At 63.7% G+C, this 26,797-nt stretch carries 30 protein-coding genes; 12 read left to right on the forward strand and 18 right to left on the reverse strand.

All coding sequences use genetic code 11. From position 1 onward, the window contains the following. Positions 1 to 53: 53 nt before the first annotated feature. Positions 54 to 503 carry an ester cyclase gene (locus NKJ89_RS10115; RefSeq protein WP_352602040.1) on the forward strand — a complete coding sequence of 150 codons (450 nt, stop codon included), beginning with the start codon at positions 54 to 56 and terminating at the stop codon, positions 501 to 503. Positions 504 to 821: 318 nt separating this feature from the next. After that, positions 822 to 1,892, forward strand: coding sequence for a phosphatase PAP2 family protein (locus NKJ89_RS10120; protein ID WP_352602042.1), 1,071 nt, complete (start codon positions 822 to 824; stop codon positions 1,890 to 1,892). An 80-nt stretch (positions 1,893 to 1,972) separates the two neighbouring features. On the opposite strand, the gene NKJ89_RS10125 is transcribed toward NKJ89_RS10120, so the two are convergent. Both NKJ89_RS10125 and NKJ89_RS10130 read right to left on the reverse strand, forming a co-directional pair. Beyond that, positions 1,973 to 2,509 (reverse strand): hypothetical protein, encoded by a 537-nt coding sequence (locus NKJ89_RS10125; RefSeq protein ID WP_352602043.1) that lies wholly within the window; start codon positions 2,507 to 2,509, stop codon positions 1,973 to 1,975. A 115-nt stretch (positions 2,510 to 2,624) separates the two neighbouring features. After that, on the reverse strand, positions 2,625 to 2,951 hold the full coding sequence (locus NKJ89_RS10130) for a DUF1330 domain-containing protein (RefSeq protein ID WP_352602045.1): 327 nt from the start codon (positions 2,949 to 2,951) through the stop codon (positions 2,625 to 2,627). Positions 2,952 to 3,129: 178 nt separating this feature from the next. Here NKJ89_RS10130 and NKJ89_RS10135 point away from each other — a divergent pair, with 178 nt between their 5' ends. Beyond that, a complete protein-coding gene (locus NKJ89_RS10135; RefSeq protein WP_352602047.1) occupies positions 3,130 to 3,822 on the forward strand; it encodes a winged helix-turn-helix transcriptional regulator in 693 nt (230 codons plus the stop codon). Here NKJ89_RS10135 and NKJ89_RS10140 read toward each other — a convergent pair. After that, positions 3,785 to 4,000, reverse strand: a complete 216-nt coding sequence (locus NKJ89_RS10140) for a helix-turn-helix domain-containing protein (protein ID WP_352602049.1) — start codon at positions 3,998 to 4,000, stop codon at positions 3,785 to 3,787. The genes NKJ89_RS10135 and NKJ89_RS10140 overlap by 38 nt on opposite strands. 122 nt (positions 4,001 to 4,122) lie before the next feature. Here NKJ89_RS10140 and ada point away from each other — a divergent pair, with 122 nt between their 5' ends. The 4 genes from ada (at position 4,123) to NKJ89_RS10160 (ending at position 7,058) form a co-directional block, all read left to right on the forward strand. Beyond that, positions 4,123 to 5,253, forward strand: a complete 1,131-nt coding sequence (ada, locus tag NKJ89_RS10145) for a bifunctional DNA-binding transcriptional regulator/O6-methylguanine-DNA methyltransferase Ada (RefSeq protein WP_352602206.1) — start codon at positions 4,123 to 4,125, stop codon at positions 5,251 to 5,253. A 12-nt stretch (positions 5,254 to 5,265) separates the two neighbouring features. Further along, the gene (locus NKJ89_RS10150) at positions 5,266 to 5,487 is read left to right on the forward strand and encodes a hypothetical protein (RefSeq protein ID WP_352602051.1); all 222 of its coding nucleotides are present in this window, start codon (positions 5,266 to 5,268) and stop codon (positions 5,485 to 5,487) included. A 276-nt stretch (positions 5,488 to 5,763) separates the two neighbouring features. After that, a complete protein-coding gene (locus NKJ89_RS10155) occupies positions 5,764 to 6,318 on the forward strand; it encodes a methylated-DNA--[protein]-cysteine S-methyltransferase (RefSeq protein ID WP_352602053.1) in 555 nt (184 codons plus the stop codon). Continuing rightward, a complete protein-coding gene (locus NKJ89_RS10160) occupies positions 6,315 to 7,058 on the forward strand; it encodes a 2OG-Fe(II) oxygenase (RefSeq protein WP_352602055.1) in 744 nt (247 codons plus the stop codon). Before NKJ89_RS10155 ends, NKJ89_RS10160 begins: the two co-directional genes overlap by 4 nt. Before the next feature lie 21 nt (positions 7,059 to 7,079). Here NKJ89_RS10160 and NKJ89_RS10165 read toward each other — a convergent pair whose 3' ends face one another. From NKJ89_RS10165 to NKJ89_RS10175, 3 genes are all read right to left on the reverse strand, one after another. Beyond that, entirely contained in the window at positions 7,080 to 8,015 is a 936-nt protein-coding gene (locus NKJ89_RS10165; RefSeq protein WP_352602057.1) for a sigma-70 family RNA polymerase sigma factor, read from the reverse strand. A gap of 75 nt (positions 8,016 to 8,090) precedes the next feature. Further along, positions 8,091 to 9,029: an alpha/beta hydrolase gene (locus tag NKJ89_RS10170; protein WP_352486093.1), complete on the reverse strand. Its 939-nt coding sequence runs from the start codon at positions 9,027 to 9,029 to the stop codon at positions 8,091 to 8,093. A 102-nt stretch (positions 9,030 to 9,131) separates the two neighbouring features. After that, positions 9,132 to 9,731, reverse strand: coding sequence for a dihydrofolate reductase family protein (locus NKJ89_RS10175; protein WP_352602059.1), 600 nt, complete (start codon positions 9,729 to 9,731; stop codon positions 9,132 to 9,134). A 143-nt stretch (positions 9,732 to 9,874) separates the two neighbouring features. On the opposite strand from NKJ89_RS10175, the gene NKJ89_RS10180 reads away from it, so the two are divergent. Together NKJ89_RS10180 and dinB are read left to right on the forward strand one after the other, a co-directional pair. Further along, positions 9,875 to 10,291 carry a winged helix-turn-helix transcriptional regulator gene (locus NKJ89_RS10180; protein WP_352602061.1) on the forward strand — a complete coding sequence of 139 codons (417 nt, stop codon included), beginning with the start codon at positions 9,875 to 9,877 and terminating at the stop codon, positions 10,289 to 10,291. Positions 10,292 to 10,426: 135 nt separating this feature from the next. Further along, on the forward strand, positions 10,427 to 11,674 hold the full coding sequence (gene dinB / locus NKJ89_RS10185) for a DNA polymerase IV (protein WP_352602063.1): 1,248 nt from the start codon (positions 10,427 to 10,429) through the stop codon (positions 11,672 to 11,674). Between the two features lie 18 nt (positions 11,675 to 11,692). On the opposite strand, the gene NKJ89_RS10190 is transcribed toward dinB, so the two are convergent. The 11 genes from NKJ89_RS10190 to NKJ89_RS10240 all read right to left on the reverse strand — a co-directional run bounded on the left by NKJ89_RS10190 (position 11,693) and on the right by NKJ89_RS10240 (position 23,071). Further along, positions 11,693 to 12,724, reverse strand: a complete 1,032-nt coding sequence (locus tag NKJ89_RS10190) for a cupin domain-containing protein (protein ID WP_352602065.1) — start codon at positions 12,722 to 12,724, stop codon at positions 11,693 to 11,695. 119 nt (positions 12,725 to 12,843) lie between these two features. Next, positions 12,844 to 14,445, reverse strand: coding sequence for an FGGY-family carbohydrate kinase (locus NKJ89_RS10195; RefSeq protein ID WP_352602067.1), 1,602 nt, complete (start codon positions 14,443 to 14,445; stop codon positions 12,844 to 12,846). 97 nt (positions 14,446 to 14,542) lie between these two features. Continuing rightward, complete coding sequence (locus NKJ89_RS10200; protein ID WP_352602069.1) at positions 14,543 to 15,271, reverse strand: SDR family oxidoreductase; 729 nt, start codon at positions 15,269 to 15,271, stop codon at positions 14,543 to 14,545. Between the two features lie 22 nt (positions 15,272 to 15,293). Continuing rightward, entirely contained in the window at positions 15,294 to 16,553 is a 1,260-nt protein-coding gene (locus NKJ89_RS10205; RefSeq protein WP_023761084.1) for a sugar ABC transporter permease, read from the reverse strand. Then, complete coding sequence (locus tag NKJ89_RS10210; protein ID WP_352602071.1) at positions 16,550 to 17,383, reverse strand: ATP-binding cassette domain-containing protein; 834 nt, start codon at positions 17,381 to 17,383, stop codon at positions 16,550 to 16,552. The genes NKJ89_RS10205 and NKJ89_RS10210 overlap by 4 nt, the downstream gene beginning before the upstream one ends. A gap of 90 nt (positions 17,384 to 17,473) precedes the next feature. After that, entirely contained in the window at positions 17,474 to 18,538 is a 1,065-nt protein-coding gene (locus tag NKJ89_RS10215; RefSeq protein ID WP_023761086.1) for an ABC transporter substrate-binding protein, read from the reverse strand. A gap of 277 nt (positions 18,539 to 18,815) precedes the next feature. After that, positions 18,816 to 19,700 carry an AraC family transcriptional regulator gene (locus tag NKJ89_RS10220; RefSeq protein WP_352602073.1) on the reverse strand — a complete coding sequence of 295 codons (885 nt, stop codon included), beginning with the start codon at positions 19,698 to 19,700 and terminating at the stop codon, positions 18,816 to 18,818. A gap of 281 nt (positions 19,701 to 19,981) precedes the next feature. Then, positions 19,982 to 20,701 carry a DUF982 domain-containing protein gene (locus NKJ89_RS10225; RefSeq protein WP_352602075.1) on the reverse strand — a complete coding sequence of 240 codons (720 nt, stop codon included), beginning with the start codon at positions 20,699 to 20,701 and terminating at the stop codon, positions 19,982 to 19,984. 75 nt (positions 20,702 to 20,776) lie between these two features. Further along, on the reverse strand, positions 20,777 to 21,001 hold the full coding sequence (locus tag NKJ89_RS10230; protein ID WP_023761089.1) for a hypothetical protein: 225 nt from the start codon (positions 20,999 to 21,001) through the stop codon (positions 20,777 to 20,779). 66 nt (positions 21,002 to 21,067) lie between these two features. Further along, positions 21,068 to 22,699 carry a chaperonin GroEL gene (gene groL / locus NKJ89_RS10235; protein WP_352602077.1) on the reverse strand — a complete coding sequence of 544 codons (1,632 nt, stop codon included), beginning with the start codon at positions 22,697 to 22,699 and terminating at the stop codon, positions 21,068 to 21,070. 57 nt (positions 22,700 to 22,756) lie between these two features. Continuing rightward, positions 22,757 to 23,071: a co-chaperone GroES gene (locus NKJ89_RS10240; RefSeq protein WP_023761091.1), complete on the reverse strand. Its 315-nt coding sequence runs from the start codon at positions 23,069 to 23,071 to the stop codon at positions 22,757 to 22,759. A 350-nt stretch (positions 23,072 to 23,421) separates the two neighbouring features. On the opposite strand from NKJ89_RS10240, the gene NKJ89_RS10245 reads away from it, so the two are divergent. The 3 genes from NKJ89_RS10245 to NKJ89_RS10255 all read left to right on the forward strand — a co-directional run bounded on the left by NKJ89_RS10245 (position 23,422) and on the right by NKJ89_RS10255 (position 25,295). After that, on the forward strand, positions 23,422 to 23,766 hold the full coding sequence (locus NKJ89_RS10245; protein WP_352602079.1) for a hypothetical protein: 345 nt from the start codon (positions 23,422 to 23,424) through the stop codon (positions 23,764 to 23,766). Positions 23,767 to 23,789: 23 nt separating this feature from the next. Then, complete coding sequence (locus NKJ89_RS10250) at positions 23,790 to 24,068, forward strand: usg protein (RefSeq protein ID WP_023761093.1); 279 nt, start codon at positions 23,790 to 23,792, stop codon at positions 24,066 to 24,068. 336 nt (positions 24,069 to 24,404) lie between these two features. Next, on the forward strand, positions 24,405 to 25,295 hold the full coding sequence (locus NKJ89_RS10255; protein WP_352602081.1) for a hypothetical protein: 891 nt from the start codon (positions 24,405 to 24,407) through the stop codon (positions 25,293 to 25,295). Positions 25,296 to 25,416: 121 nt separating this feature from the next. On the opposite strand, the gene NKJ89_RS10260 is transcribed toward NKJ89_RS10255, so the two are convergent. Next, positions 25,417 to 26,505 carry a transporter substrate-binding domain-containing protein gene (locus NKJ89_RS10260; protein ID WP_352602084.1) on the reverse strand — a complete coding sequence of 363 codons (1,089 nt, stop codon included), beginning with the start codon at positions 26,503 to 26,505 and terminating at the stop codon, positions 25,417 to 25,419. Positions 26,506 to 26,797: the final 292 nt, after the last annotated feature.

Raw genomic sequence — 26,797 nt, forward strand, 5'->3', positions numbered from 1 at the left:
CAGGTCGTCGGCCAATCCGACGATCGCGTTGCAGAGACAAAGAGGACCTCCCAATGACCAGCCAAGAAGACAACAAGGCCGTCGTCGTCAGATGGTTCACCGATTTCTGGGGTGAAACCTGTGACCTGTCCGTCGTCGACGACATCGCCGCGCCCGACATGCTGTTGAAATATTCGCTGCACGAGCCGCGCCGCGGCCGCGACGACATCAAGGCCTTCATGACCGACTTCCGCGCCGCCTTCCCGGACCTCAACTTTTGGGCCACGGCCGACCTGATTGCCGAGGGCGACTATGTCGTCGGCCAGTGGGAAGGCGGCGGCACGCACACCGGCCCGGCCTTCAGCGATTTCCTCGTCGGTTCGCTGCCCGCCGCCACCGGCCGCACCATGCGCTTCACCGGCATCACCGTGCTGAATGTGGTCGACGGCAGGATCGTCGAGGAGATCGGCCTCGATGACGGCGTCGCCGCCCTCACCCAGCTCGGTCTTATCAAGGCCGCCTGATCGAACCGCCCGATTGGAAAGTGGCCATCGCCGCCCAAGCGATGGTCCTCTCTCGATCGTGATCGAAGCTTGACGAGAAGCAGCCTGCAACCATTGAAAGCAGCGCGGCAGCGACGATGCGGGCGTTGCCGGCGCAACATCGACGATGCGAGCGTTGCCGGCGCAACATCTTTGTCAATGAATCGTTGCCAACAAATTGTGAATTATAATCATCTAATGTAGAACTGTCTACTTGAATGCGCGTGTAACCAGATGGTAATACTTGATCTGCGAAATACTCCATAACAGTCTTTCGGGCAGCTGGCGGGATGTCCTTCGATGAATGCGCACACCGGGCAGCACGGCGATAATCGCCGCTTGGCTGCCATCGTTGACCTGGACATCGCGACAACCAGGAGGAGAGGCTGGCTGCTGACCGCGCTGTGTCTCATCTATGCCGTGACCGCTTTTTGTCTGCAGCCGGATCGCTACCTGCATCTGGCGCTATCCTATGCCGAGCCGTTCGCCTTTTTCCTGCCAGCACTCCTGGCTGCCGGCCTTGGCGTGGCGGCGCTGGCATTTGCCCGACATGCTCCGACAAGGTTCATCCTCGACACGCTCGGACAGCGCTGGCCGACAGCCGCATTTGTGATCCTTTTGTTCTTTCTCGGCATCACCGCCTTCACCACCTTGAAGGTCGCCATTCCCGACATCGTGCCGTTCTACGCCGACCGCATCTTGGCGGAGCTGGACTTTCAGTTGCATGGCACCGATCCCTGGGCATGGGCGCACAGCGTCGTTTCCGAACCGGTCTCGGTCGTCATTTTCGCTGGCTATGGGTATGGCTGGCTCGTGCAATGGTTCGGTACCGTACTCTTCGTCGCCTTCTGGAACGAACCGGCCAGGCGGTTGCGCTATCTATGGGCGTTCGCGCTGACAACGATCCTGTGCGGCACCGTTCTGGCGACCCTGCTGTCGTCAACCGGCCCGATATTCCACGACCAGTTCTACGGCGGTGACCGGTTTGCCGGGTTGCAAATGGCCCTGGCGCAGAATGGCTACGGCGCATCGGTCCATGTCTATGCCAACTATCTGCTTGCCGCCTACCAAAGTGGCCGCCCGGAACTTGGCGGCGGCATCTCCGCCATGCCAAGCATGCACGTCGCCATCGCCACCCTGAACGCGTTTTTCCTGGCAGGCTTCGGTCGTCGGTGGGCCATCGCAGGCTGGGCTTTTGCCGCGTTCATCCTGTTTGGCTCGGTTTACACCGGCTGGCACTATGCCGTGGATGGCTATGTCTCGATCCTTGTGGTGTCCCTGTTCTGGTACGCGACGGGACGCTTCGTCCTGCCGCAAGCGAGCCGGGATGCCATCGAGGTGGGACTGGCGCTTCCGGATCAAGCGTCATAGCGATCTATCTATCCGACGCCACCAGGAGCGAATCCAGGCAGCATTGGCGCCGCCTGGCTTCGTTGCTTGCTGGCCGACGCTTACTGGCTAGGCGCCATCGCGTGCTCGCATGACACTTTCGGGTTCATGTCGGCGAAAGTGCCGGTCGGGTTGCCCTTCCAGGCCCAGACATGCAGTTCATAGAATTCACCCAGGCCGTAGCGGTTGGGCGCGCTGTTGAAGTTGAACAACTGGCCGTCCAACGATGCCGGCCCCTTCGAGGTGATGTACTCGACCGCCACCAGTTGCAGCGTGCCGTCGGCCATCGGCTCGTACATCACGGCTTCGGGACGGGCGATGTCGATCTTGTCGTCCTTCAGATACTGGCCGTTGACATAGTGGATGCCCATGGCGCCGCCGGTGATGCCGCTGGCGCAGGGAATGGGCGCATAGCCCTCCGATGTAGCGGCCTTGACGTCGAGAAACCGGCTGTTGGCGGCCCGCACCTTGTCTGCCAGCGGACTGGGGACGAACGCAGGCGCGGCCGCTTCCTGATGCGCCTGTGCGATGCTGGTGCAGACGGCCAGCATGGCCCCTGCCATGAGAAGTCTGTCGCGAAAGTTCGATATCATCTTCATTCCATTCTTCTTGAAAAAGCCCAGCTGGCCGGCCGCCGAAAATACGGAGGCCCGGCAGGCAAGCGCTGTGGCTGTTGTTGCTTGGAGATCCCGAAAACGATGCCAGGGATGCCGGTCATCCCTTCGGCAGATACGGGATCGTTCCGGCCAGATCGGTGTTGTCGATCATCTGGAAACGGCTTTCGCTGCCGCCCTGACGGGCCGAAACGAAGGGCGCATAGGCCGGATCATTGGTGAAGGCGCGGGCCGCCGCTTCCGACGGAAACGCCATCAGGGCGATCAGCGTGGTGTCGAGCGGCTTGCCTTCAAGCGTCTTCACATTGCCGCTGCGCGACAGATATCTGCCGCCATGCTTGTGGACGAGGTCGTGCACCGAGGCGGCATAGGCCGGCACCCATTGCGGGTCCTTCACCTTGATGTCTGCGATAACGTAAGCGGTCATTTGTAGTCTCCTGGTTGCGGCGCACAGGGGTATCCCGTGCAACCGGCCAAAGGGCTCGCATAGTCGAGCGCTCGCCAACCAGTCCGCGATCTGTACCGGGCAGTACAGTTTCCGTACTGGTCGCTTCATTCATGAGGGCCTAATGTTCGGCCCAAGGTTCGAGGGAGAGACACCGATCATGACCCAGCACGGATACAAGCAGTTCTGCCCGCTATCGATGGCCGCCGAGGTGCTGTGCACCCGCTGGACGATGGTGCTGATGCGCGAGCTGGTGGCGGGCTCGACCCGCTTCAACGACCTGCGCCGCGGCGTCCCCAAAATGTCACCAAGCCTTCTGTCGCAACGGCTGAAGGAGCTTGAGATCGCCGGCATCGTCGAGCGCAAGGAGGTCAAGGGGGAGAAGGGGATCTTCGACTATCGGCTGACCGAGGCCGGCCGGGACTTGCGCCCGGTCGTCGAGGCAATGGGTTTCTGGGGGCAGAAATGGGTCGAGTCCCGGCTGTCGCTCAAGAACCTCGATCCGTCGTTGCTGATGTGGGACATGCGGCGCAATTTGAACCCGTCGCCGCTGCCCGAGGGGCGCACGGTGATACAATTTCTGTATCAGGATCTACCGGCGTCCAAACGCTCGTGGTGGCTGATCGTCGAGAAGCACGGCGAGGTCGATCTGTGCTGGTACGATCCGGGCTTCGACGTCGATCTCTACGTCTCGACCGACCTGCACACGATGACGGCGATCTGGATGGGATTGCTGACCGTGGAGAAGGCCGGCGGCAAGGTCGCCCTGACCGGCGACCAGGCCATCGGCAAGAAGATGCAGACCTGGCTCGGCCTCAGCCCGTTCGCGGTGGAGCCCAAACGCGCGGCTTAGGAGAGCGGTCTTCGATCGGATAATGGTCATCCTCATAAGCCTCGATCAGAGTTGCGAGAACGTCGAAGCGGTAACCATCGGGAGTGCCGACTTTCGGCTCGCTCTCGAAATAGCCGTTAATCTCAACGATTGCCCAGTCGTAATCGGCTTCGGTCTTAATGGGTCGAATGTTTTCCATCACACCTTCTCCGGATCAATCTCGTCATACTCTTTGTGCATCCCGACGAATAGGGCTGCATCCTCCTGACAGTTGGCAGGAAACGGGTGGCCGGGCCGTTTTCCCTCGGCTTCAATGCGGCCATGTTCATCACCTTGGCCAAAAATCTGAAATCCGCGCCGCTGCCGGTCGCCGACGATCCGCGCTGGGCGCGCATTGTCGCCCGCGACAAGTCTGCCGACGGCGAGTTCTGGTATTCGGTGGCGACGACAGGCGTCTATTGCCGTCCCTCCTGCCCCTCGCGGCGCGCCAACCCCAGGAATGTGCAGTTGCACGGCACGCTGGAACAGGCCAGGGCGACGGGCTTTCGCCCGTGCCGACGCTGCAATCCGGACGGCCCATCGCTCGAGGCCGGCAACGCCGCGATGGTCGCCGTCGCCTGCCGCAGGATCGAGCAGAGCGAGGAAGAACCGTCACTCGCTGAATTGGCTGATGCCGCCGGCCGCAGCGCCGGTTATTTCCACCGCATCTTCAAGGCCGTCACCGGGCTGACGCCGAAAGACTATGCCGCTGCACACCGCGCCGCCAGGGTCCGCCGTGGCCTGGAAGACGGCGCCAGCGTGACGACGGCGATTTACGATGCCGGCTTCAATTCGAGCGGACGTTTCTACGAGAAATCGACCGGCATGCTCGGCATGACGCCGACGCGCTATCGCGCCGGCGGCGCCCATGAGAAGATCCGCTTCGCCGTCGGCGAATCCTCGCTCGGCACCATCCTGGTCGCCTCGAGCCAGAAGGGCGTCGCCTCAATCCTGCTCGGCGACGATCCCGACGCACTGGTGCGCGACCTGCAGGACCGTTTCCCCAGGGCGCGCCTGATCGGCGGCGACCGTGACTATGAGGCGCTGGTAGCCCGCGTCGTCGGTTTCGTGGAAGCACCATCGCTCGGCCTCGACCTACCGCTCGACGTGCGCGGCACCGCCTTCCAGCAGCGCGTCTGGCAGGCCTTGCAGGACATTCCGGTCGGCCAGACTGTCTCCTACGCCGAGATTGCAGAGCGCATCGGCACGCCAAAGGCCACCCGCGCCATCGCCGTCGCCTGCGCCGCCAACAATCTTGCCATCGCCATCCCCTGCCATCGTGTTATCCGCAAGGATGGCGCCCTGTCCGGCTACGCCTGGGGCGCAGAGCGCAAGCGCGCGCTCCTCGACCGTGAAGCGGCCGTCGGATCGAGCGTGGTGAAGACACCCACATATCGGTCTTCGAGGGCCTGACGAGGACCCGCGATGCGCGCGATGGCAAGCTCTCCCGATACGAACAGCCGGACCCAAGCTGCCGCCAGCCGCCGCATCCAAGAAGCGAAGTCACGGGTGATGGCCGTCATCGGCACGCTTGTCGATGACGGCAGAGCCGAGTGGAGCCGCACCGCGACCGGCGAGATCGAGCTGCGGCTGTGGACCGGAGAGGTGTTCGTGCTTGGCGAGATATTCGTCACGCGCGTCGAATGAGCACCATCAGCGCTCTACGGCGCCCCCCTCTGTCCTGCCGGACATCTCCCCCTCAAGTGGGGAGATTGGCTGTCATCGCGGCCTTCGCCAATCTCCAATGTTGCAAGAATGAGCGAGGCGCTGAAGCTGCCAATCTCCCCACTTGAGGGGGAGATGTCCGGCAGGACAGAGGGGGGCGCCGTAGAGCACCTACCTTGGAGATTCGAATTTGAAAGCAAGCACCGGAGTGAGTGCGAGAAGCCGTCTCTGTAGGGTTCAGGCAAAGGAGTAAAGGCAATGAACCTCATGCAAACTCAAATCGCCGCACCGGCAACCATCCATGCCACCCTCGACACCATCGTCTACGCCATCGGGCAATCCGCGATCGGCAACATCCTGGCGGCGCGCAGCGATATCGGTATCTGCGCCATCCTGATCGGCTCGGATTCCGACGCACTGGGGCAGGACCTTGGCCATCGCTTCCCCGGCAAGATGCTGGTCGAAGACGAGCCCGCCCTGCGCGACGATCTCGCGGCAATCGCGCGCTTCGTCGAAACGCCGGCCGCCGGCCTCGACATGCCGCTCGACATGCGCCACGGCACGCCATTCCAGCAACGGGTCTGGGCCGCGTTGCGCGCTATCCCGTGCGGCGCCACCATCACCTACACAGCGCTGGCCCGGCGGCTCGGCCAGCCCGGCGGCGCCCGTGCCGTGGCAACGGCCTGTGCGGCCAACGCCATCGCGCTCGGCATTCCCTGCCACCGCGTCGTCCGCACCGACGGCACGCTGTCTGGCTACCGCTGGGGCGTCGAACGCAAACGCGCTCTGCTCGACAAGGAGGCTGCGATATGAACGCTCACGCCAAGGTTGCCCCGTCCGTGGTCGAAGCCGCCGAGACTCGCATCGCCGGTTACGACTGGCCGGCGCTTGCGGCCGAACTCGACGGCTTCGGCTGTGCGGTGATCGAGAAATTGCTCTCGCCGCAGGAGTGCCGGCAGATCGCCGGTCTCTATTCGGATGAGCAGCATTTCCGCAGCCACATCCATATGGCCAGGCACGGCTTCGGCAAGGGCGAGTACCGCTACTTCCGCTATCCCCTGCCCGACCTGTTGGGCGGTCTTCGCAGCGCGCTCTATCCCAGGCTGGCCGAGATCGCCAACCGCTGGAACGAGCGCATGGGGCAGGCCATGCGCTACCCCGCGACCCATGCCGCGTTTCTCGAACAATGCCATGCCGCAGGCCAGACGCGGCCGACGCCGCTTCTGCTGCAATATGTGCCTGGCGACTTCAACTGCCTGCACCAGGACCTCTACGGCGACCTCGCCTTCCCGCTGCAGGTGGCTATCCTGCTGTCCGAACCGGGCCAGGATTTCACCGGCGGCGAGTTCGCGCTGACCGAGCAGCGGCCGCGCATGCAGAGCCGGGTCGAGGTTGTGCCGCTGCGCCAGGGCGACGCCGTTGTCTTCGCCGTCCACAACCGGCCGGTGCAGGGAACCAAGGGCAATTACCGCGTCAATCTGCGCCACGGCGTCAGCCGCCTGCGCTCAGGCATGCGCCACACGGTCGGCATTATTTTTCATGATGCGAAGTGAGCGTCATGGAGGAGGGGCGCTTCATTCCGCGTCCTCGGAGACCATATCCAGGATCCACGGACATGCATAATAGTCGGCGATGCGGTCGATCAGACCGCCGGCGGCATGGATCTGCACCAGATACGCCGGCCGCCAGACCTCGCCATGCAGCCTGTCGACGACCAGCACGATCTCCCCTTCGATCACGCCAGGCCGCATGCGCCAAGGCAGTTCGCTGCGCTCATATTCGATGAAGTAGGGCGAGCCCGACAGCAGGCCGTTGTAGCAATCCGAGACCCGCAGCCGCGCATCGGCACTGGTCAGCGCCCGCACCCCGTCCCAGTCTCGCTTGTTGAACAATTCGACATAGCGGCCGAGCAGCCGCGCCAGTTCGGGGTCGTGTGCGGGTGCTGCGACCGGTTGCGCCGGCAAGGCGGCGAGCTTGGCACGGCCACGATTGAGCGCCGACTTGACGCCACCTGACGTCGAGCCGACCAGATCGGCGATCTCCTCCAGCGAATGGTCGAAGACATCCTTGAGCAGCACGCAGGCGCGCTCCTTCGGCGGCAGGTGCATGACCAGCCGCTCGATGGCACGGCCGGCACCGGGACCGGCGGGCTCGACAGGCAGCACGATGTCGTCGCCGGCATAGCCAGCCTCGGCTCGCTGCCGCGCGCGGCGGCTTCTGATGAAGTCAATGCAGCGGTTGTGGGCGATGCGGAACAGCCAGGGCCGCAGCGCCTGCGCATCGTCGAGCCGTTCGATCTTGCGATAGGCCTCGAACAGCGCCTCTTGCATGATGTCCTCGCCATCGAGGGCCGAACCGGTCATGCGCGCGCAGTAGCGGTGCAACCTGACGCGCAGATGCGAGACGGTCGCCAGGAACGCCGCGTAGCGCAGGTCGTACAGGCCTTCGGGGTCGAGACTCGGTTGCATCCCTTGCGACGTCTGACGGGATTTGCGGATCTGCTGGTTCATCGCGGCATCACCACACCTTTGCGCAAGCGCCACGCTTCCACAAGTGAGAGTTCGACACGATCAGCTGGCGCATGGTCAGGCCGCCCTGTCGCCAGCAGCCTTGCTGGCATCGGGCAAGCCCAGTCTCGGCCGCACCCAGGCGGCCAGGCGGCCGATCGCGTCATCTGCTTCCGGCGCCCGGCCGGCCATCATCTGGAAGGAGTGCAGCATGCCGTCAAAGACATCGAGCCGCGTCTCGACCCCGGCCAGCCTGGCACGCTCGGCGAACATGCGGCTTTCGTCGACCAGCGTCTCGTCCGCACCGGCCTGCAGGAACACAGGCGGAAAACCGGTGAGGTCGGCATAGAGAGCGCTGACCTCCGGATCGAGCCGGTCGCGGTCACCGATGAAGTTGGTCACCAGCCAGTCGACGGCGGCCTTGGCGAAGGCCGGGTCCTTGTCGCGGTTGGTCTCGTAGCTGGCGGCGGTCAGCGCCATGTCGAACCAGCCGGAGATGATCAGCGCGGCGACGGGCAGCGGCCGCCCTTGCGCACGCAGCCGCTGCAGGACGCCATAGGTCAGGATCGCGCCGCAGGAATCGCCGGCAAGCACGATGTGGCCGGCATCGAAGCCCCGATCGGCGAGCCAGTTCCAGACCTTCATCGCCGCATCGAGCTGGGCCGGATACTTGGCCCGGTGCGCCAGCGGATAGTCGTAGAGCAGCGCCCGGCAGCCGACGGCCTTGGCCAGATGCCCGACCAGCTTGCGGTGCGTATAGATCGAGCCGCCGATGAAGCCGCCGCCATGCGCATAGAGCAGCACACGCCCCTCGTCGGCGCCCTTCGGCACCGTCCACATCGCCGGCACGCCGCCGGCATCGACCTCGATATAGTCGACGCCGCCGGGTTCGCCGGTCAGTGCTGTCCAATGCGTGTCGTTGTGGTCGATGATCGCTTGCGGGCTGGTCAGCTTGCCCGCATTGGCGGCGATCGTCGCGTAGTGGTTCCTGTTCGCCTCGCTCTGTATGCTCGCCATGCTGGTCTCCCGGGTTACGGATCGCGGGCTGCGCGACCTTCAAGGACAGAGACGAACGGGCGGACAAAAAGGATACGTCAGGTCCCGGATCTTCTCTCTCCCTCACCCCACCGATGCGTAACGGTTGACCACCATGCCGCAAGCATAGTCCTTCGAGCCGAGCAGCCGCAGGTTTTGGAAACCGCCCTGGTCGAAAATCCGGCGTCCGGCCCCCAGCACCGCTGGATTGATGAACAGCTGGAACTCGTCGACCAGCCTGGCCGCGATCAGCGCCGACGCAAAGCCGGCGCCGCCGAAGACGGCCATGTCACCGCCCTCGCCCACCTTCAGCGCACCGATTTCGCGCGGCAGGTCGCCGCTGGCCACCCTCGTGCGCTCCCAGGCCGGCTCCCAAGCCGAATGCTTGAGCTTGTCGCTCAGCACCACCTTGCGGGCATCGACGACGCGTTGCGCGAAAGCGTAGAACGGATCGCGCGGAAATTTCTTCGCCGCATTGCCCCAATGGGCGAGATAGCCTTCCTGCGCCATCTTGCGGCTGAGCAGGATCGTGTCGATGCCGGCGAACACGGCGTTGAAGTCCTGCTTCAGCTCGTCGTCCCAGGCGCTCTCGTCACCCCATTCCCAGAGCTGCCAGGCATGATCCTCATTGGCGCCGACAAAGCCATCGACCGACATCTGCATTTGAAGGATCAGCTTTTTCATCGTTACTCTCCTTCGGTTTGTGCCGGCTTAAAGCGGGCGCCCAGTGAGCCGTCGCGACCAGCGTTATATGGTTTACATTTGGAACCATTGACACAGGACGAAAACGGCATCAATAGTAAATTGCTTTAAAAATGGAACCATAGATGTCGACGCGCGAAAGATCCGGCTGCCCGATCAACCTGTCGCTCGAATTGCTCGGCGACCGCTGGACTCTGCTCATCATCCGCGACCTGGTCTTCGCCGGGAAAAGGCACTTTCGTGAATTCCTGCAGTCCGACGAGGGCATCTCGTCGCGCACGCTGGCCGAGCGGCTGCAGACCCTTCAGGACGAAGGCATCCTCACCCGCAGCGAGGACCCGACACATGGCCTGAAGACAGTCTATCGGCTGACCGAGGCCGGCATCGACCTGCTGCCCGTGCTGGCCACGCTTGGCGCCTGGGGAAGCAAGCACCGCAAGGCCGACGATCATCTGGCGCGGGTCGCCGACGAGCTGGCGGCGGGCGGCGAGCCCGCTCTGGAGGCCATGAAGGCGGCGTTGCGGGCTGAGCATATCGTCTAGGCGGTCGCAGTTCCGGACCTGAGAAAAGTAGCACTGCTGCGGATGAGCTCCAAGAAACCACCTCTTGCTTGACAACAATCCCCCTTTGTTCTCTATTTGTTCGTGTCTATCAGCAACTGCGGATGTGCCTTCGGGATGGAAACCACAGCCACCATCCTGCATGCCGATCTCGACGCCTTCTATGCCTCGGTCGAGCAGTTGCTCGACCCGTCGCTGCGCGGCAAGCCGATCGCGGTCGGTGGCGGTGTCGTGCTCGCCGCCTCCTATGAGGCGCGCGCCTTCGGCGTGCGCGGCGGCATGCCGGGGCGCAAGGCGCGCGAGCTCTGCCCGCAGCTGATCTTCGTCGGCGGCAATTTCAGCCACTACCAGCGGCTGGGCGACGCGGCGATCAAGGTGCTCGACGATTTCACGCCGCTGGTCGAGCGCATCTCCATCGACGAGGCCTTTGCCGATGTCGCCGGCTGCACGCATCTGTTCGGCTCCCCACAAGAGATCGCAACGATCGTCCGTCGCCGGGTACGCGCCGAACTTGGCCTGCCGATCTCGATCGGCGTCGCCCGCACCAAGCACCTGGCCAAGATCGCCTCGCAGGTCGCCAAGCCCGACGGGCTGGTGATCGTCGAGCCCGGCACCGAGATCGCCTTCCTGCATGATCTGCCGGTCGGGCTGATGTGGGGCGTCGGCCCGGCGACCAGGGCGCGGCTGGCCGAAATCGGCGTCGAGACAATCGGTGAACTGGCCAGGACACATCGCGGCGCGCTGACGCGGCTGCTCGGTCCCGCCGCCGGCGAAAAGCTCGCTGCCCTGTCGTGGGACCGCGACCCGCGCAAACTGGAGACGAAGCGGCGCGCGCATTCCGCCGGCGCGCAATCGGCGCTTGGCCAAAAACCTGCCGTGGAGCGGGTCATCGTGCCCACGCTGCTGCATCTGGCCGACCGTGTCGCCAGCCGGTTGCGCGCCAAGGCTAGGCCCGGGCGCACGGTGACCGTGCGCGTGCGCTTTGCCGATCTGAGCGCCGTCACGCGCTCGATCACGCTTGACCAGCCGATCTCGGCGACAACCATGCTGGCCGAGATCGCCGGCGATCTGGTGCGCGGCGTGCTCGCCGACCACCCGCGCGAGAAGCTGATTTCTCTGCTGGCGATCTCGGTCTCGCATCTCGAGGAAAGCTTCGAGCTGCAGCTCGAACTGCCGCTCGGCCTCGTCGACGACAAGCGCCGCCCGGGCTCGAGGAAAGGCCTGGCGCGCTTCGATGCCGACCGCGCCATCGACAAGATCCGAGAACGCTTCGGCAAACAGGCGGTCGGCTACGGCACGGTGGCGCTGGAAGCGGCGCGTTCGGTGCCCGATGAGTTCAGGGAACTGGCGGAGAAAGATTTGTGAGTAGGGAACGGCGAGGCATCATTCCGTCTCTTCGCCGTCCCAGTAACGCCTCACCGCTGCCATATCGAAAATGCCGTCGCGCCGGCGCAGGGCGTCGACAGCCATCTTGTTGGAATCAGGATAGACGCAGACCTCATTGGGATTTTTCTCGCCGATCATCAAATAGCGGCATGGTCCGCTACCGCTGTTGAGGAAGGAATGTCCGACTGCCAGGCCGGCCGGAAAGCAGACATAGTCGCCGGCTTTCATCTCGTGGCGCTCCTCGCCAAGCAGCAGCGTCACCTGCCCTTCCAGGATCAGCGCATGCTCCTCTTCCCCCATGTGGATGGGCCGGGGCGCCTGGCGCATGCCGGGCGCCGGCGCCTCGATCAGCATGCCGACATGATAGTCGGACCGCCCCAAGGCGGCATAGGTGAGGTGTTTGGACTGACCACCGAACCGCACCCCCTCGCCTTCCTGTTTCCATTCAAGAGAATCGCTGGCGATCGGCGGGATCGGCGCGGCCGGGGGTCTGGTGACACCGGCCGTCACATCCGACGGCAACGGATCGCCGGCGGCAAGGCCGGTGTCCTCGCCATCCCAGTAGCTTCGGGTCGCCGCGAGATCAAAGATCGCGCGGCTGCCCAGCGCGCGCACCAGAACCTTGTTGGAGGCGGTGTAGACGACGACCTCGTTCGGGTTGCGCTCGCCGACGATGACATAGCGGCACGGCGCGTCGCTGGTGTTGATGAGGCAATGCCCCGCCGCCGCACCCGCCGGAAAGCAGATATAATCGCCGGCCTTCATGGCATAGGCGGCGTCGCCGACATAAGTGGTAAGCGTTCCTTCGAGGATGAAGACATGCTCTTCCTCGAGAATGTGGTAATGCTTCGGCGAGCTCTGCTTGCCCGCCGGCAACTCCTCGATCGCCACGCCGACATGGTGGTTTTCGCCCAGCGCGGCCAGCGACAAATGCCGGTAGCGCACGCTGAAGCGTGGCACGACGGACCAATCCGTCCATGACACCTCATCCGATGCGAATGGCACGGGCGGTTTCGCTTCGTCTGCCATCAGGCCTCCTGATCCTGTCGCCCTGCCCTCGTCGCGACAGAACAAAGCTGCCAGCTTCCGGCATCATCGCCAAGCGGTGTTCGCCACACTCCTGACAAAGCCGGACAGAAGCTGCCCGTTTAACCCCTGATCGCCTTGCCGGCTTGCTGCAGCAGCTCGAACGCGGCGAAGCGCTTGGCATGCCAGCCGGCCAGCGTAGCGTCGGGATGATAGACCTCGCCGAGTTCCGACATGCCGGCCATGGCCGCCGCGACATCCTTGTAGGTTCCCGCTGCGACAGCGCCCAGCATCGCCGAGCCGAGCAGCACCGGCTCCGGCGAGGTCGACGCGACCACCACCATGCCAGTCGTGTCGGCCAGCAGCTGGCGCACCAGCGGGCTTTGGCCAGCGCCGCCGCTGACGACGATGGTGTCCACCGGGATGCCTTTCTCATGCTCGGCCCGCACGATCTGGCGCGCGCCGTAGCCGAGCCCGCAAACGCCGGCGACATAGAGCCCGACCAGGCTGTCGAGACTGGTGTCGAGATCGAGCCCGGCAAGCAGCGCACGCGCGTCCGGATTGGCGAAGGGCGCGCGGTTGCCGAGGAATTCCGGCACGACGTGGATGCCGCCGACCAGGGCCGGCGTCGCCGCGGCGCCGTTGCGGCTTTGCGCCTGCAGAGACAGCCAGGCGCTGAGGCTGAGGCCGTCGGCCTGCGCCCTCGCCGCAGCTTCGCCGCTTGCCGGGTGCATGCGCACCAGATGGTCGATGGCCGCACCCGCCGCCGATTGGCCGCCCTCGTTCAGCCACAGGCCCGGCACCATGGCCGAGAAATACGGACCCCAGACGCCGTCGACGAAGGCCGGTTCGGCGGTCGACGACATGGTGCAGGCCGAGGTGCCGAAGACATAGGCCATGCGCGACAGAACGCTGCCGAACGCGCCGCGCGCGCCGACCGTGCCGACGCCGCCGGCATGCGCGTCGATCAGGCCTGCCGCCACCGCGGTACCGCCGATGAGCCCAAGGTCTGCTGCTGCCTGCGCGGTCAGTCCACCGCCGAGTGCGGCACCTGCCGGTACGATCTCGGTGCCGATGCGGGCGAACCCCTCATCGGCAAGCGCGCCGAGGCCGATCTTGCGGAAATAGGCGTCGTCCCAGCGGCTCTCATGCGCCAGATACGTCCATTTGCAGGTCACCGTGCAGACTGAGCGCGCAAGGCTGCCGGTCGCCCGCCAGGTGAGGAAGTCGGCCAGGTCCAGGAACTGCCATGCGGCATTGAAGGTGGCGGGCAGGTTTTCGGCCAGCCACAGGAGTTTCGGCGTTTCCATCTCCGGCGAGATGACTCCGCCGACATAGTTCAGCACCGCCTCGCCGCTGCGGTTGATGCGGCGCGTCTGCTCGACCGCGCGATGATCCATCCAGACGATGATGTTGCGTTCGGCATTGCCGGACGGGCCAACCGGCAACGGCACGCCGCCCTCGCCCAGCACCACCAGCGAACAGGTGGCATCGAAGCCGATGCCGTCGATCGCCTCGGGCGCTACGCCCGATTGCGCGACGGCCGCGCGGACGACGATGCACACCGCCCGCCAGATGTCATTGCTCGACTGCTCGACAATGTCGCCGGCCTCGCGCCAGACCTCGATATCCTGCTTGGCCGAGGCAAGCAGGTTTCCGGATCGGTCGAACACCCCGGCCCGCGCGCTGCCGGTGCCGACATCGATGCCGAGATAGTGGGGCATGGGGGAGAAACCTTTGGTTTAGCGAATAGCGAATAGCGAATAGCGAATAGGTAAGTCGTCGATTCTCAAGCGGACGCCACCCCTATTCGCTACTCACTTAGAGATCATTGCTCTGCGGCAAAATCACCAGATCCCGGATCGTCACGTTTCTTGGCCGGGTCAGCATGAACATGACGGCCTCGGCCACTTCGCGCGGCTGCATCAGGCCGCCTGCGGCGAGCTCTTCCTCTAGCTTGGCCTTCGGCCAGTCGTCGACCAGTGCCGTCACCACTGGGCCCGGCGCCACCGCACCGACGCGCAGCCCGTGCTTGGCGACCTGCCGACGCACGGTATGGACGAAGGCCTGCACGGCGTGTTTGGAGGCCGTGTAGATCGGCTCCCAGACCACAGGGACCAGCCCGGCGATCGAACTGGTGACGATGATGTCGCCGGTCTTTCGTTCGATCATGTGCGGCAGCACCGCCTGTATCGAACGGAAGCAGGCATTGATGTTGAGGTTGAGCATGCGATCCCAGACGTCGGGATCGCCGGTCGCCACCTCGCCGCCGACATAGGCGCCGGCATTGGCATGGAAGATGTCGAGCTGGCCGGCCTTCTCCATGATCCGCGGCATCATGGTGACGACGCTTGCGGGCTGCACCAGGTCGATCACCAGCGGGATCGCCTTGGGGCCAAGCTCGGCGCACAGTTTGTTCAGCGTCGCCTCGGCGCGGTCGACCAGCACCACGGTGGCGCCGGCCGCCAGCATATGCCTGGCGCATTCGAGACCGATGCCTGATGCCGCGCCGGTGACGGCGGCAACTTTTCCGGACAGTTCTTCGCTCATGTCTTGCTTCCTGTTGATGGGTTCAGGCCCGGCCATGCGAGACACGCGAGCGGCGTGCCAGCGAGTCGACGATGACTGCAATGGCAAGCACGGCGCCGGTGATCATGTACCGAAGCGACGAGGACAGATCGAGCAGCGTCAGGCCGCTGGCGATCGACTGGATGACGATGATGCCGAGCAGTGCCGAATAGGCGCTGCCGCGGCCGCCGAACAGGCTGGTGCCGCCGATGACGGCCGCCGCGATGGCGTTGAGGTTGACGTCGCCGGTGCCTGCCTGCTGGCTGGCCGAGGCAAGGCGGGCCGCCGACAGCACGCCGCCGAAAGCCGCAAGCATCGAGCACAGCACGAAGGCGCTCGAATAGATCAGCCGCACATTGATGCCGGCGCGCCGTGCCGCCTCGCGGTTGCCGCCGACCGCCGACATCGAACGGCCCCATTTCGTCCGCGTCAGCGCGTAATGCATTGATATGACAAGGCCGACGAACAGACCGAACATCCACGGAATGCCGCGCGCCTGGTTGAGATAGAAGACGATGAGTTCGAGAATGACCGTGATGACGACCGCGCGCGTGATGAGACCGCTCGTCGAACGCGCGGACAGATTGGCGGCGCGGCGGCGCGCAACGGTGCGCAGGCCGGTGATCAGCATGACGATGCCGGGAACGGCCGCCAGCCCGAACGACAAGAATTTAGGCATCACCAGCAGCTGGCCGAAATTCACCAGGTTCGAGCCGTAAGGCAGGTTGATCGAACCGGTCGAGCCGAGGATGTAGAGCTGCAGTCCAAGCACCGCTAGCAGGCCGGCCAATGTCGAGACGAAGCTCGGCATGCCGAGCCGGTTGAACAGCAGCGCATAGAGCGCGCCGATGAAGCCGCCGACGGCGATAGCGGCGAGAATGGCGAGCGCCACCGGCCAGCCCTGGTTGACCCACAGCGTGCCGACCATCGCCGAGGCAAAGCCGCTGATCGAACCGACCGACAGGTCGATCTCGCCAACCATCAAAACGCAGACGATGCCGAGCGAGATGACGCCGACTGTCGAGCAATCGAACAGCAGGTTGACCAAATTGCTGCTCGACAGGAAGATAGGGTTGATGCTGGCGAACACCGTCCAGATGATGACCAGCCCGACGATGACCGGCAACGAGCCGAGATCGCCGGAGCGGACCCGGTCGAAGAACCTGCGGATGGCGCCGCTTAAGCCGGCCTCGTGCTTGACGCGCACGTCGGCGCGGTCGAGCTGCGGTGCGACTGGGGCAGCTTGTTGCACGTCACGGTTCATGGGCGTGGCTCCTGGGTCTGATCCTGCCGGGGAGTTTGCTGGGACTGTCTGCGCTCGGCGCGTCGCGACACCGAATTGTTCGACGCGCCGGTGATGGCGCTGACCAGTTCCTGGTTCGAGGCATCGGGCGAGAAGATGCCGTTGTTGCGTCCGAGCCGCAGCACGACGATGCGGTCGGCGACAGCGCGCACGTCTTCCATATTGTGGCTGATGATGACGACGCCGAGGCCGCGGTCGCGCACCCGCTCGATCAGATTGAGCACTTCCGCCGTCTGCGCCACACCGAGCGCCGCCGTCGGCTCGTCAAGCAGGATAAGCTTGGGTTCGAGCAGCAGCGAGCGGGCGATCGCCACCGTCTGGCGCTGGCCGCCCGACAGTGAGGCAACGACTTCGCGGACACTGGGGATGCGCGCCGACAGCTCGTTGAGCAGCGTCCAGGCGCGGACTTCCATCGCCACCTCGTCCAGCCGCAGCGGGCTGAGTTCGCGGCCGAGGAAGATGTTGGCGACGATGTCGAGGTTCTCGCACAGCGCCAGATCCTGGAACACGGTGGCGATGCCGAGCGTCAGCGCCGCACTCGGGTCGGCCAGCGTCACCTGCTTGCCGCGATAGCTGATCGTGCCCGAGCTCGGCTGATGCACGCCGGCAAGAATCTTGACCAAGGTCGACTTGCCGGCGCCATTGTCGCCGACCAGGGCCACCACCTCGCCAGCATGGACATCGAGATCGATGTCGGTGAGCGCCGAGACGGCGCCGAAATGCTTCGAAATGCCGCGCAGGCTGAGCACCAGCTCGCCTGTCGGAACCGGTCCGTCCGGGGTGTCAATCATGCCAGAGACCTTTCAAAAACCGCTTCAAGGATTGAGCGCTGTCTGGCCACCGCGCGGGCGGCCAGACAGCGGAGCGGGCAAGGGTCGCGGTCAGTCCCCGATGCCCAGCTTCTTGCAGCCTTCCGCGTAACGATCGACGCAGAGTTCGGCCGCGGTGTTGATCTTCTTGTCGATGATCTCGGCCTTCAGGTTTTCCTGCGTCACCACCGCCGGCGTGAACAGCTGCGAGGGCGTATCGTACAGCGTCATCTCGGCCTTCGGCTTCTCGCCCGAAAGCAGCTTGATGGCGACGTTGGCGGCAGCCGCCGCCACGATCTCGCTTGGCTTGGAGATGGTGTTGTACTGGTCGCCGGCGATGATCAGCTGCAGTGCCGCGATCGTCGCGTCATTGCCGGTCACCGGCGGCACCGGATCGACGCCGGCGGCCTTGAAGGCCGCGATGGCGCCGCCACCGGTGCCGTCATTGGCCGCGACGACGCCGAGGATCTTCGGACCGAAGCGGGTGATCTGGCCGCCGGCCCATTGCTGCGCCTTCGGCGGAGCCCATTCCGGCGTATCGTATTCGGCCAGGATTTGGTAGCCGCTGTTGTCGAGACCTTCGTGGATGCCCTTCTTGATCAGGCCGGCCGCCGCGTCGGTCGGCGAGCCGTTGATCTGCAGCACGCCGCCGGTCGCCGGATCGACCTTGAGCGCCTTCAGGTGCTCGACCAGCGAGTCGGCGATGGCCTTGCCGATGCCTTCATTGTTGAACGAGACATAGAAGTCGGCCGGTGCTGTCGGGATCGGCCGGTCATAGGCGATGACCTTGATGCCCTGGCTCTGCGCCAGCTTGACCAGCGAGGCGGCGGCGGTTGAGTCGACCGGGTCGAGCACGATCGCCTTGGCGCCTTGCGAGATCACCGAGTTGAACTGCTGCTGCTGGCGCGAGGCGTCGGCATCGGCGTTCTGGTAGAGCACCTTGCAGCCAGGGCACAGCTTCTTCATCTCGGCGGCGAAGCCGGGATAATCATGCTGCTCGTAGCGGGTCGAGGCCTGGTCGGGCATCAGGAAGGCCACGGTGGCGTCGGTGACCGGCTCGGCAAAGGCAGCCGTGCCACCGAGGAGAGAGAGTGCGAGCGCTGCCGCACCGGTCGATTTCCAAGCAAATCTGGTCATTCGAATGTCTCCGTTTCAAAAATGGTTTCACGAAACCTGATCGCCACATGGCGCCAAGCTTGACTTCAAGTCCGACTGTTGCGAGGAGTGCGACCCGCGCCCCTCTGGCGGATCTGCTCGATCCCCAGCCAGCCGTTAACGCATCCTCCTGGGCATGATCGAAGACGATCAGCCACAGTTGCTGGATTTCAGGACAAGCGATCTCCAGCACGGGACGCCTCGAGCGCATCCCGCGTCATTCCTTCCCTAAGTCTCGGCTCCTCCCGGTTCCTCCCTGTTAGGCGGCAATCTCCGCATTGATGTTTTCCGCCAGCAATATCCGGAAACGCGAAGGCGACATGCCCTTCTGCGCCAGGAACCGGCGGTTGAAGTTCGAGATATTGTTGTAGCCAGCGGCGTAGCAGATCTCGGTGATCGACATCTGGCCCTCGCTCATCAACAGCTGGCAGGCGAGGTTGATGCGCAGCCGGTTGACATATTCCACCAGCGCCATGCCGGTGTGGCGACGGAAGCTGCGCGAAAATGCGCTGGGGCTACGCCCGGCGATTTCGGCAAGGTCGCCTTCGCTGAACGGCTCGGTCAAATGACCATTGATGTAGGCCAGCGCCTTGTTGATGCCTGCCGACATGAAACCTGACGGATCGGGAAGATAACCGGCGCTGGTCAGGGTGCGCACATCGCTGGCACGGCTCAGGATATCGAGCACGCCCATGAACAGCGAGAGGCGGCGCACGCCCTGCGCCTCGACCAGTTCGGCAAGCAGCGGCGCGGCAAGCTCGGCCGTCGCCGGCGAGAACAGCGCGCCGCGACGGCTGATTTCCAGGATACCGGCGCAGGCGGCAAGTTCGGGAAGGGCCGCCGTCGATTCGGCGATGAATGCTTCCGAGAACTGGACGACACGTCCGCGCAGCGGCACAGTTTCGCCCGGCGGTACGTCGCTAACCCAGTTGTGCGGCAGATTGGGGCCGGTGAGCACTAGATTGCCCGGCTCGAACTCGCCGATAAAGTCGCCGACGAAGTAGCGGCCGGTGGTGGCGACAACCAGGTGGATCTCGTATTCAGGATGGAAGTGCCAACGCACGGTGCGGAAGGGATAGCCGTGAGCCCACGCCTTGAACGACTCACCGCGTCTGATCTGGACGACTTCCAAGTCCGGATTCATGCCCGTTCCTCCCGGCACCGGTCCAGTCATGCGACCAGTTACAGCGCCCTCTCCGCAGGCCGCGTATGCCGCTCTCTGCAGTGATCAAAGCTTAGGCGGCAATCCCTGCCGCCGCCACCACGGTCTGTCCATCTGACCGATACTTTTTTGACGTTTTTGTGGTCAAAGAGAACGGCTGTCGGGAAAGATGGCTCCGGCTGCAAAGCGCCAAGGAACCCGGAGCCCATGGTTGGGCGGTTTCTTCGAACCATTGGCAACGCCCGAGCGGCCATGCGTCGTCGTCAGCTCACCTCGTGCAGCGCACCATTCGCTACCGCTGCCGGCGGCGACGCCATATCCGGCACAAGTATGTCGTTGCGGCGCGCGAAGGTGACCAGGGTGGCCCGCACCGTCTCCGCATCGATCTCACCGGCGATGCCGGCCCTGCAAGCGTTGAGCGCGACGGCATGGGCGCCATTGCGGCTGGCGGCCGGCCAATCCTGCAGCAGGGCATAGGCTTCCATCACGCTGTCGATCTTCCTCGGAAAACCCACTCCGACCAGAAGGGTGACCGGTTCCTTGAACTGCCCATGATTCATGGCTCGTGCCTCCTCTCGATTGTGCAGGACCTGCGGCGGACCGAAGACCGAAGAGCGCTGCCCGCCGGGGCTAGGGTGGGTGGGGCTGGACGTCTTGTATCGAGGATTGAATAGCCGTTTCGGTGCCGCCGATCGCGCCCGGATCGCCGCCCAGTTCGGTCCTGGCAAGCTCGATCCGGTCAGTTCGAGCTTGGCCGGCCCGACACTGGCCGCGCCGAGCGACGGAACGCATCGGCCCGGCGCCGGCAGCGCCCTGTGCGCCTTCACCAGCGCCTCCAGCCAAGCGACGACGGCAGGCGGAGACGGATTGCGGCCATCAAGCCAGGATGCGACCTCGCTTTGCGGACGGCCAAGTTCGGCCGCCAGGTCGCCCGCCTCCCATCTCAGTATTTTCAGGCATTCACGCAACCGGCCCGCAATCACATCTCCACCTCCACAACAGCAAATGTTTTCCGTCGCATGCAACAGGACGAAGATCGCTAAACAGCGCTCGCCAGTTCAGCCGCCGGCGGACGCCTTGGCAGCGGCCGACACCTGCTGCGCGGCAAGGAACATCAGCGTCGACGCCGCGGTACGCCGGTTCCAGCCGGCGGCTTCGGCCATGTCGAGCAGCCCCGCCAGCAGCGGCTGCAGTGCGCTCCTGCATTCAGTCTCGTAGGCCAGGAATTCCTTTGCCTGATGCGTCGGCGCCGGTACGGCTCCGAGGCCAGCCATTGCATCCATGTATACCTCCACTTTTTTCCGACTGATGCCCGCTCCCCGTGGGGAGCGGGCGGATTGGCCGCGACCTCAGAAGTCCATACCGGCGCCGGCCGGCATGGCCGGGGTGGCGGCTTCCTTCTTCGGCTTCTCGGCTACCATCGCTTCGGTCGTCACGAGCAGGCCGGCGACTGATGCCGCGTCCTGAAGAGCTGCGCGTACCACTTTCGCCGGGTCGATCACGCCCTGGCTGTAGAGATCGCCGAATTCGTTGGTCTGGGCGTTCCAACCCCAGCCGAACTCGTTCCTCTCGCGCAGCTTGCCGACGATGATCGACCCCTCCGCGCCTGCATTCTCGGCGATCTGGCGGACCGGCGTTTCTATGGCGCGGCGAACGATCTCGACCCCGGTTCGCTGGTCCGCATTGTCGGTCTGCACAGCATCTAGCGCCTTGGCGGCCCTCAGCAACGCGACGCCGCCGCCGGGCAGCACGCCCTCCTCCACCGCAGCGCGGGTCGCGTGCAGTGCGTCGTCGACGCGATCCTTGCGCTCCTTGACCTCGACCTCGGTCGAGCCGCCGACCCGGATCACCGCGACGCCGCCGGCGAGCTTGGCCAGCCGCTCCTGCAGCTTCTCGCGGTCGTAGTCGGAAGTGGTCTCCTCGATCTGAGCCTTGATCTGGGCAATGCGGCCCTGGATCTCTTCCTTGCGCCCGACACCATCGACAATGGTGGTGTTCTCCTTCTCGATCACCACCTTCTTGGCGCGACCAAGCATCTGCAGCGTGACATTCTCCAGCTTGATGCCGAGATCCTCGCTGATCGCGGTGCCGCCGGTGAGAATGGCGATGTCTTCCAGCATGGCCTTGCGGCGGTCGCCGAAGCCTGGCGCCTTGACGGCCGCGACCTTCAGGCCGCCGCGCAGCTTGTTGACGACCAGCGTCGCCAGCGCCTCGCCCTCGACGTCCTCGGCGATGATCAGCAGCGGCTTGGAAGACTGCACCGCGGCTTCGAGCACGGGCAGCATCGCCTGCAGGTTGGAGAGCTTCTTCTCGTGGATCAGCACATAGGGCTCCTCGAGCTCCACGCGCATCTTGTCCTGGTTGGTGATGAAATAGGGCGAGAGATAGCCGCGGTCGAACTGCATGCCTTCGACAACTTCGAGTTCAGTCTCGGCGGTCTTGGCTTCCTCGACCGTGATCACCCCTTCATTGCCGACCTTTTCCATCGCCTGGGCGAGGAAGCGGCCGATCTCGGCATCGCCATTGGCCGAGATGGTGCCGACCTGCGCGATTTCGTCGTTCCTGGTCACGTTGCGGGCATTGGCCTTCAGCTCGGCGACGATCGCGTCGACCGCCTTGTCGATGCCGCGCTTCAAATCCATCGGGTTCATGCCGGCGGCAACGGCCTTCGCGCCTTCCTGGACGATGGCCTGCGCCAGAACGGTCGCCGTCGTGGTGCCGTCGCCGGCAATGTCGCTGGTCTTGGAGGCCACCTCACGCACCATCTGCGCGCCCATGTTCTCGAACTTGTCCTCAAGCTCGATCTCCTTGGCGACAGTGACGCCGTCCTTGGTGATGCGCGGCGCGCCGAATGACTTGTCGATGACGACGTTGCGCCCCTTGGGGCCGAGTGTCACCTTCACCGCGTTGGCGAGGATGTCGACGCCGCGCAGCATCTTCTCGCGCGCTTCGGTATGGAATTTCACCTCTTTGGCAGCCATTGGATCACTCCTTCATCTAGGCAGCATTCGTTGACCGGTTGGATCTGGAAGAAGCCGTCATGCAGCCTTCTTCACTTGCTCGGCCTGCTCGATCACGCCCATCACGTCGCTTTCCTTCATGATGAGCAAATCCTGGCCGTCGAGCCGGATCTCGGTGCCCGACCATTTGCCGAACAGGATGCGGTCGCCGACCTTGACGTCGAGTTCGGTCAGCTTGCCGCTGTCGTCGCGCGCGCCGGGACCCGTGGCGAGCACCTCGCCTTCCTGCGGCTTTTCCTTGGCGGTGTCAGGAATGATGATGCCGCCCGCCGTCTTTTCCTCGGCTTCGACGCGGCGGACCAGAATACGGTCATGCAATGGACGGAACGCCATTTCGTTCTCCTTTTGGACAAACAAATTTCTACGGCTCCTCCGCGCCGGACCGACCATATCGGACCGGCACGGGGACGCTGCGACCCTTTGCAGCATCGCGCGCGCATATCGAGCTAGTTTGCCGGTTTGCGGTTTCAAGAGCCCGGCCAAAAAAATTTGGCACTCGGGCACTGCGAGTGCCAAAAGCCTGTTAACGCAGGCTTATTCCGCGAGGACGCCCTTATTCCGCGAGGACGGGCCGCCGCTTGAATCTTCCGCCACCACCCAACAAATTATCTCCCCGCCGGCGCCATCGCGGGCGCCGGAACCGCTTACCCTCCTAAGGAGTTGTTCGCAGACGGAGCATATCGATGGAACGACAGACTTATTCACCGATCACTTCCACCCCGGCCGCCGAAACATCCGACCACGCGTTTGACCGCCTGCTCCAGCCGGCCAGCCACTTCAACCATCCCGAAGAGGTGCTGAGCGACGACACGCTCGACCTGTGGGAAAAGCGTGCCATCCTGTCTTCCTGGGCGTCGGATGCCTGCGCCGTCTATTCCATGCCGGCACTGCGCCAACCGCCGGGCGCCAGCCAACCAGTGTCGTTCGACCAGATCATGGACGCGCTGTTCAAGCTCGACGGCGACGCCTCGGCGCCACCTCATGAGCCCGGCGAGTTCCCTCATCTCTTCGACAGGCTGGGCGCCTGATATCCGACAGAAAGGAGAAACGAATGGTCGCAAGCGTCAGCAAGGAATTCCGCCTCCAGATGGAAGGCTATGGCCTGACCACGGCAGAGATTCACTATCGCCTGCCCGACCATCCGAGCTTGCTTCAGCTCTATGTCTGGCAGGACTACGACCTTGCCCCCGACTTTCCCGAACTCCACGGGTTTTTATCCTACTGGGAGCGCGAACTCGAGGGTCCGCTGCATTCGGTTCGGGTGGCCCACCACCGGCTGATCCGGCCTTCGGAATGGCGAGCCATCGACGGCATCATCGCCATCCAGTAAGCGATTCGCACGGCTCGAGCGCCGCGCTCACCGGGAGCCGATAAACGACCTCAGCATCGCCGCGCGAGCGTCCCGGCCCGAGGCTTCGCTCTATGCTCAGATCACTTGGATTATCGACAGCCAATGACTGAGCATGGCGTGGCCAAGGAATCGGCTTCAAAGATTCGTCGCCTTCATGACTTAAGCAACTACAAGTTACTGATGAATTATATTGGACAAGCGATTTTGGTGGCGGGATAACTATTTTTTCCCGGCACTCCACTTCAACCATTGCTTAACTGCCGTGCTTCATTCTGTGTATTGCACCCAAGGCATGTGAAATTCAAGGATCGCTCGATGCAGATCACCTCGGACCTCACCTTCACCATACAGAAGCTGATGTCGGCCAGAAGCGGTTTTGCCGGCGCCGGCCAGCCGACCTTGGTCAAAGCGGGCACAGCGCTGCGGACCGAGGACCCGGTCATTCGTCCGGGCGCGACCGGCAACGAGGACGGCATCGAATACGATCCGTTCAGCGGCTTCGGCCAGACCTCCAAGACCGATGTGCCGGCGACTTCGTCCATCGGAGCGGCTTCTACGACTATGGCGGACGACCCCTATATGCTGGCCGGCAAGGCCAATTATGGCGAACTCTATGCCGAGTATACGCGCTTCATTATCTCGATGGTCGAGGCGGACCGCCGGCACGAAGACTCCACCGTTGCCCGCTATTTCATCCCTGCCGGCGAGACGCGGGAAACGGTGATGGCAATGGACGAGCATGACTATATTTGGGCTGTCGAGGACGAGATGGGGGCCGCCGCCGACCGCAGCCCGCAGGCGCAGGCGTACAAGGCGATCAGCAACCAAAGCCTTAGCTACGCCGACGCAAGCAGGATGACTTCCGATTCATTGTTCAGCCTGCAGAAGGCATTGCCGGCTCTGAACGCGGCGTTGGCGCGCATCAGTCCCGAGGTCGTTGAGGCGCGTCTGCAAAGTATCGGCGACGACCCGAAGCGCCAACGTCTCGCACAACAGATTGCCAAGAACGATATTCTCTCCGCCAAGATCGACCTACGCTACGTCGACAGGATCATCAAAGGTATCGAGAGTGGCTTCAACAAGATTGATGGCGATATCCTGGTGAAGAATGACCAAGGCCAGTACCATCTTGGTGATTTCTCGATCTCGTTCAAGGGCGAGACGATGCTGACCTCCAAGGACACATTCAAAGCGTTCACGGGCTGAGTCGCGGCGCCCGTCGCCTCGGCGTGAAATCTCCATGGGCCTTGGCCGCAAGCCGAAATAGTCGGTTTCGGTTGAGCGATGGGGCGGGAGCCAAATCTCACCGCCGATTGACACCCAAACATCATTGAGCAGACCCAAAATACTTGGTCCGCAGATCATCGATCTCGCCCGCATCATGAGCGCCAAGCACTTCTATCGTCAGGGGGCGGGTCAGGAGGCTCTGTCGCGGAAGCGCGAAGCCGTACTTGTCAGGTTCGAACAGTGGCCCTACCACCTTCACCGGTAGACCGGGGTGGGTATAGGCGTGGTATTCGAGAACGGGGGCATCGGCGATGATTGCAGCGACGTCGCCATTCACAAGACCCTCGACGGCGCGATCGAGCCCAGCGTAGGTGAGGGTTTGCAGCCCCTGTTGCCGAGCAAAATCCTCCTCGACGGTGCCCGTCAGCACACCGACCGGCCTGTCGGTCAGATCGGCGAGGCCATTGATCTTGTTTGTGAGAGAAAGGGTGGTCATCACGCTCGTCACCGACGAGGTGACATAGGCAAGGACAGCGATACCACAGGCCAGCCATAGCCCCTGCCAGATACGGCCGACCCAGCCGAACAGGTTCTTTCGCGAAGGCGACTTGCCGGATGTCGCGACAGACATCACCGTATAGAAGCTCTCGGCAAAGCCGTCGCGCCACCGCTTGGGAAAAGCCTCGTCGAACTGGCGATCGAAGAAGGTGAGCAGGACCGTGACAGCCAGGATGATCAAGGCGATCCAGGCATAGGCTTTCAGGAAGCCGGCATCGCTAAGACCCGCGATCAGGTTGCCGAAGCCCTTTCCCTGATCCGTGCTGATCATGATCCGCATGCCGCCGTCGAACCAGGGCTGGGTGAAGTCGAGCAGTTCGGCGCGGGATTGATTGATCGTCAAATTTGTGACCGCTACGTCGACTTTGCCGGAAGCGGTCGCCACAACCAGATCGCGAATGGTGTCGAACTGGACGTAGCGATACTGGCGGCCGAGTTTAGCCGCGAGGCCCTCCCAAAGATTGATCGCCATGCCGGTGAACTGCCCCTTATCTTTCATGACGAAGGGAGGGTTGACAAAGAGGCCGACGTTCAAGGGCTCGGAAGGCTGTTGCGCCTCGGCTGCAACTTGCGGCCACAACAACATCAGGAACAGAATGAAGGAGCCGGCTAGCCTGCACCAGGTCCGCATGGCAATCCTTTCCTTGTTGGCATCTCAACCCGGTCGAGGAAGGCAAGGGAATTTCGCCAGAAACCGGAAAGCCTGGCGCGTCCATGGAAGAGCGGCGACCGGCCCTCGCGCGTTGTTGCCGGCCAAGTGCAGAACAGTCCGATCGGCTGTTTTGCGGCATGCGGCAGTTCGGAAAACAACCTGTCGTGCCGGCAGCTTTTCTTTCGGATGCATGCAACGGCCTGGCCAGTAACGAAAACAGGCTTTACAACACATCAGGCCATGCCCTATCCAAAAAGAAGTCATTCAGTGA

Origin of the sequence: Mesorhizobium sp. M0047, from assembly GCF_040323315.1 — a bacterium.
In the GTDB taxonomy this organism is placed as follows: domain Bacteria; phylum Pseudomonadota; class Alphaproteobacteria; order Rhizobiales; family Rhizobiaceae; genus Mesorhizobium.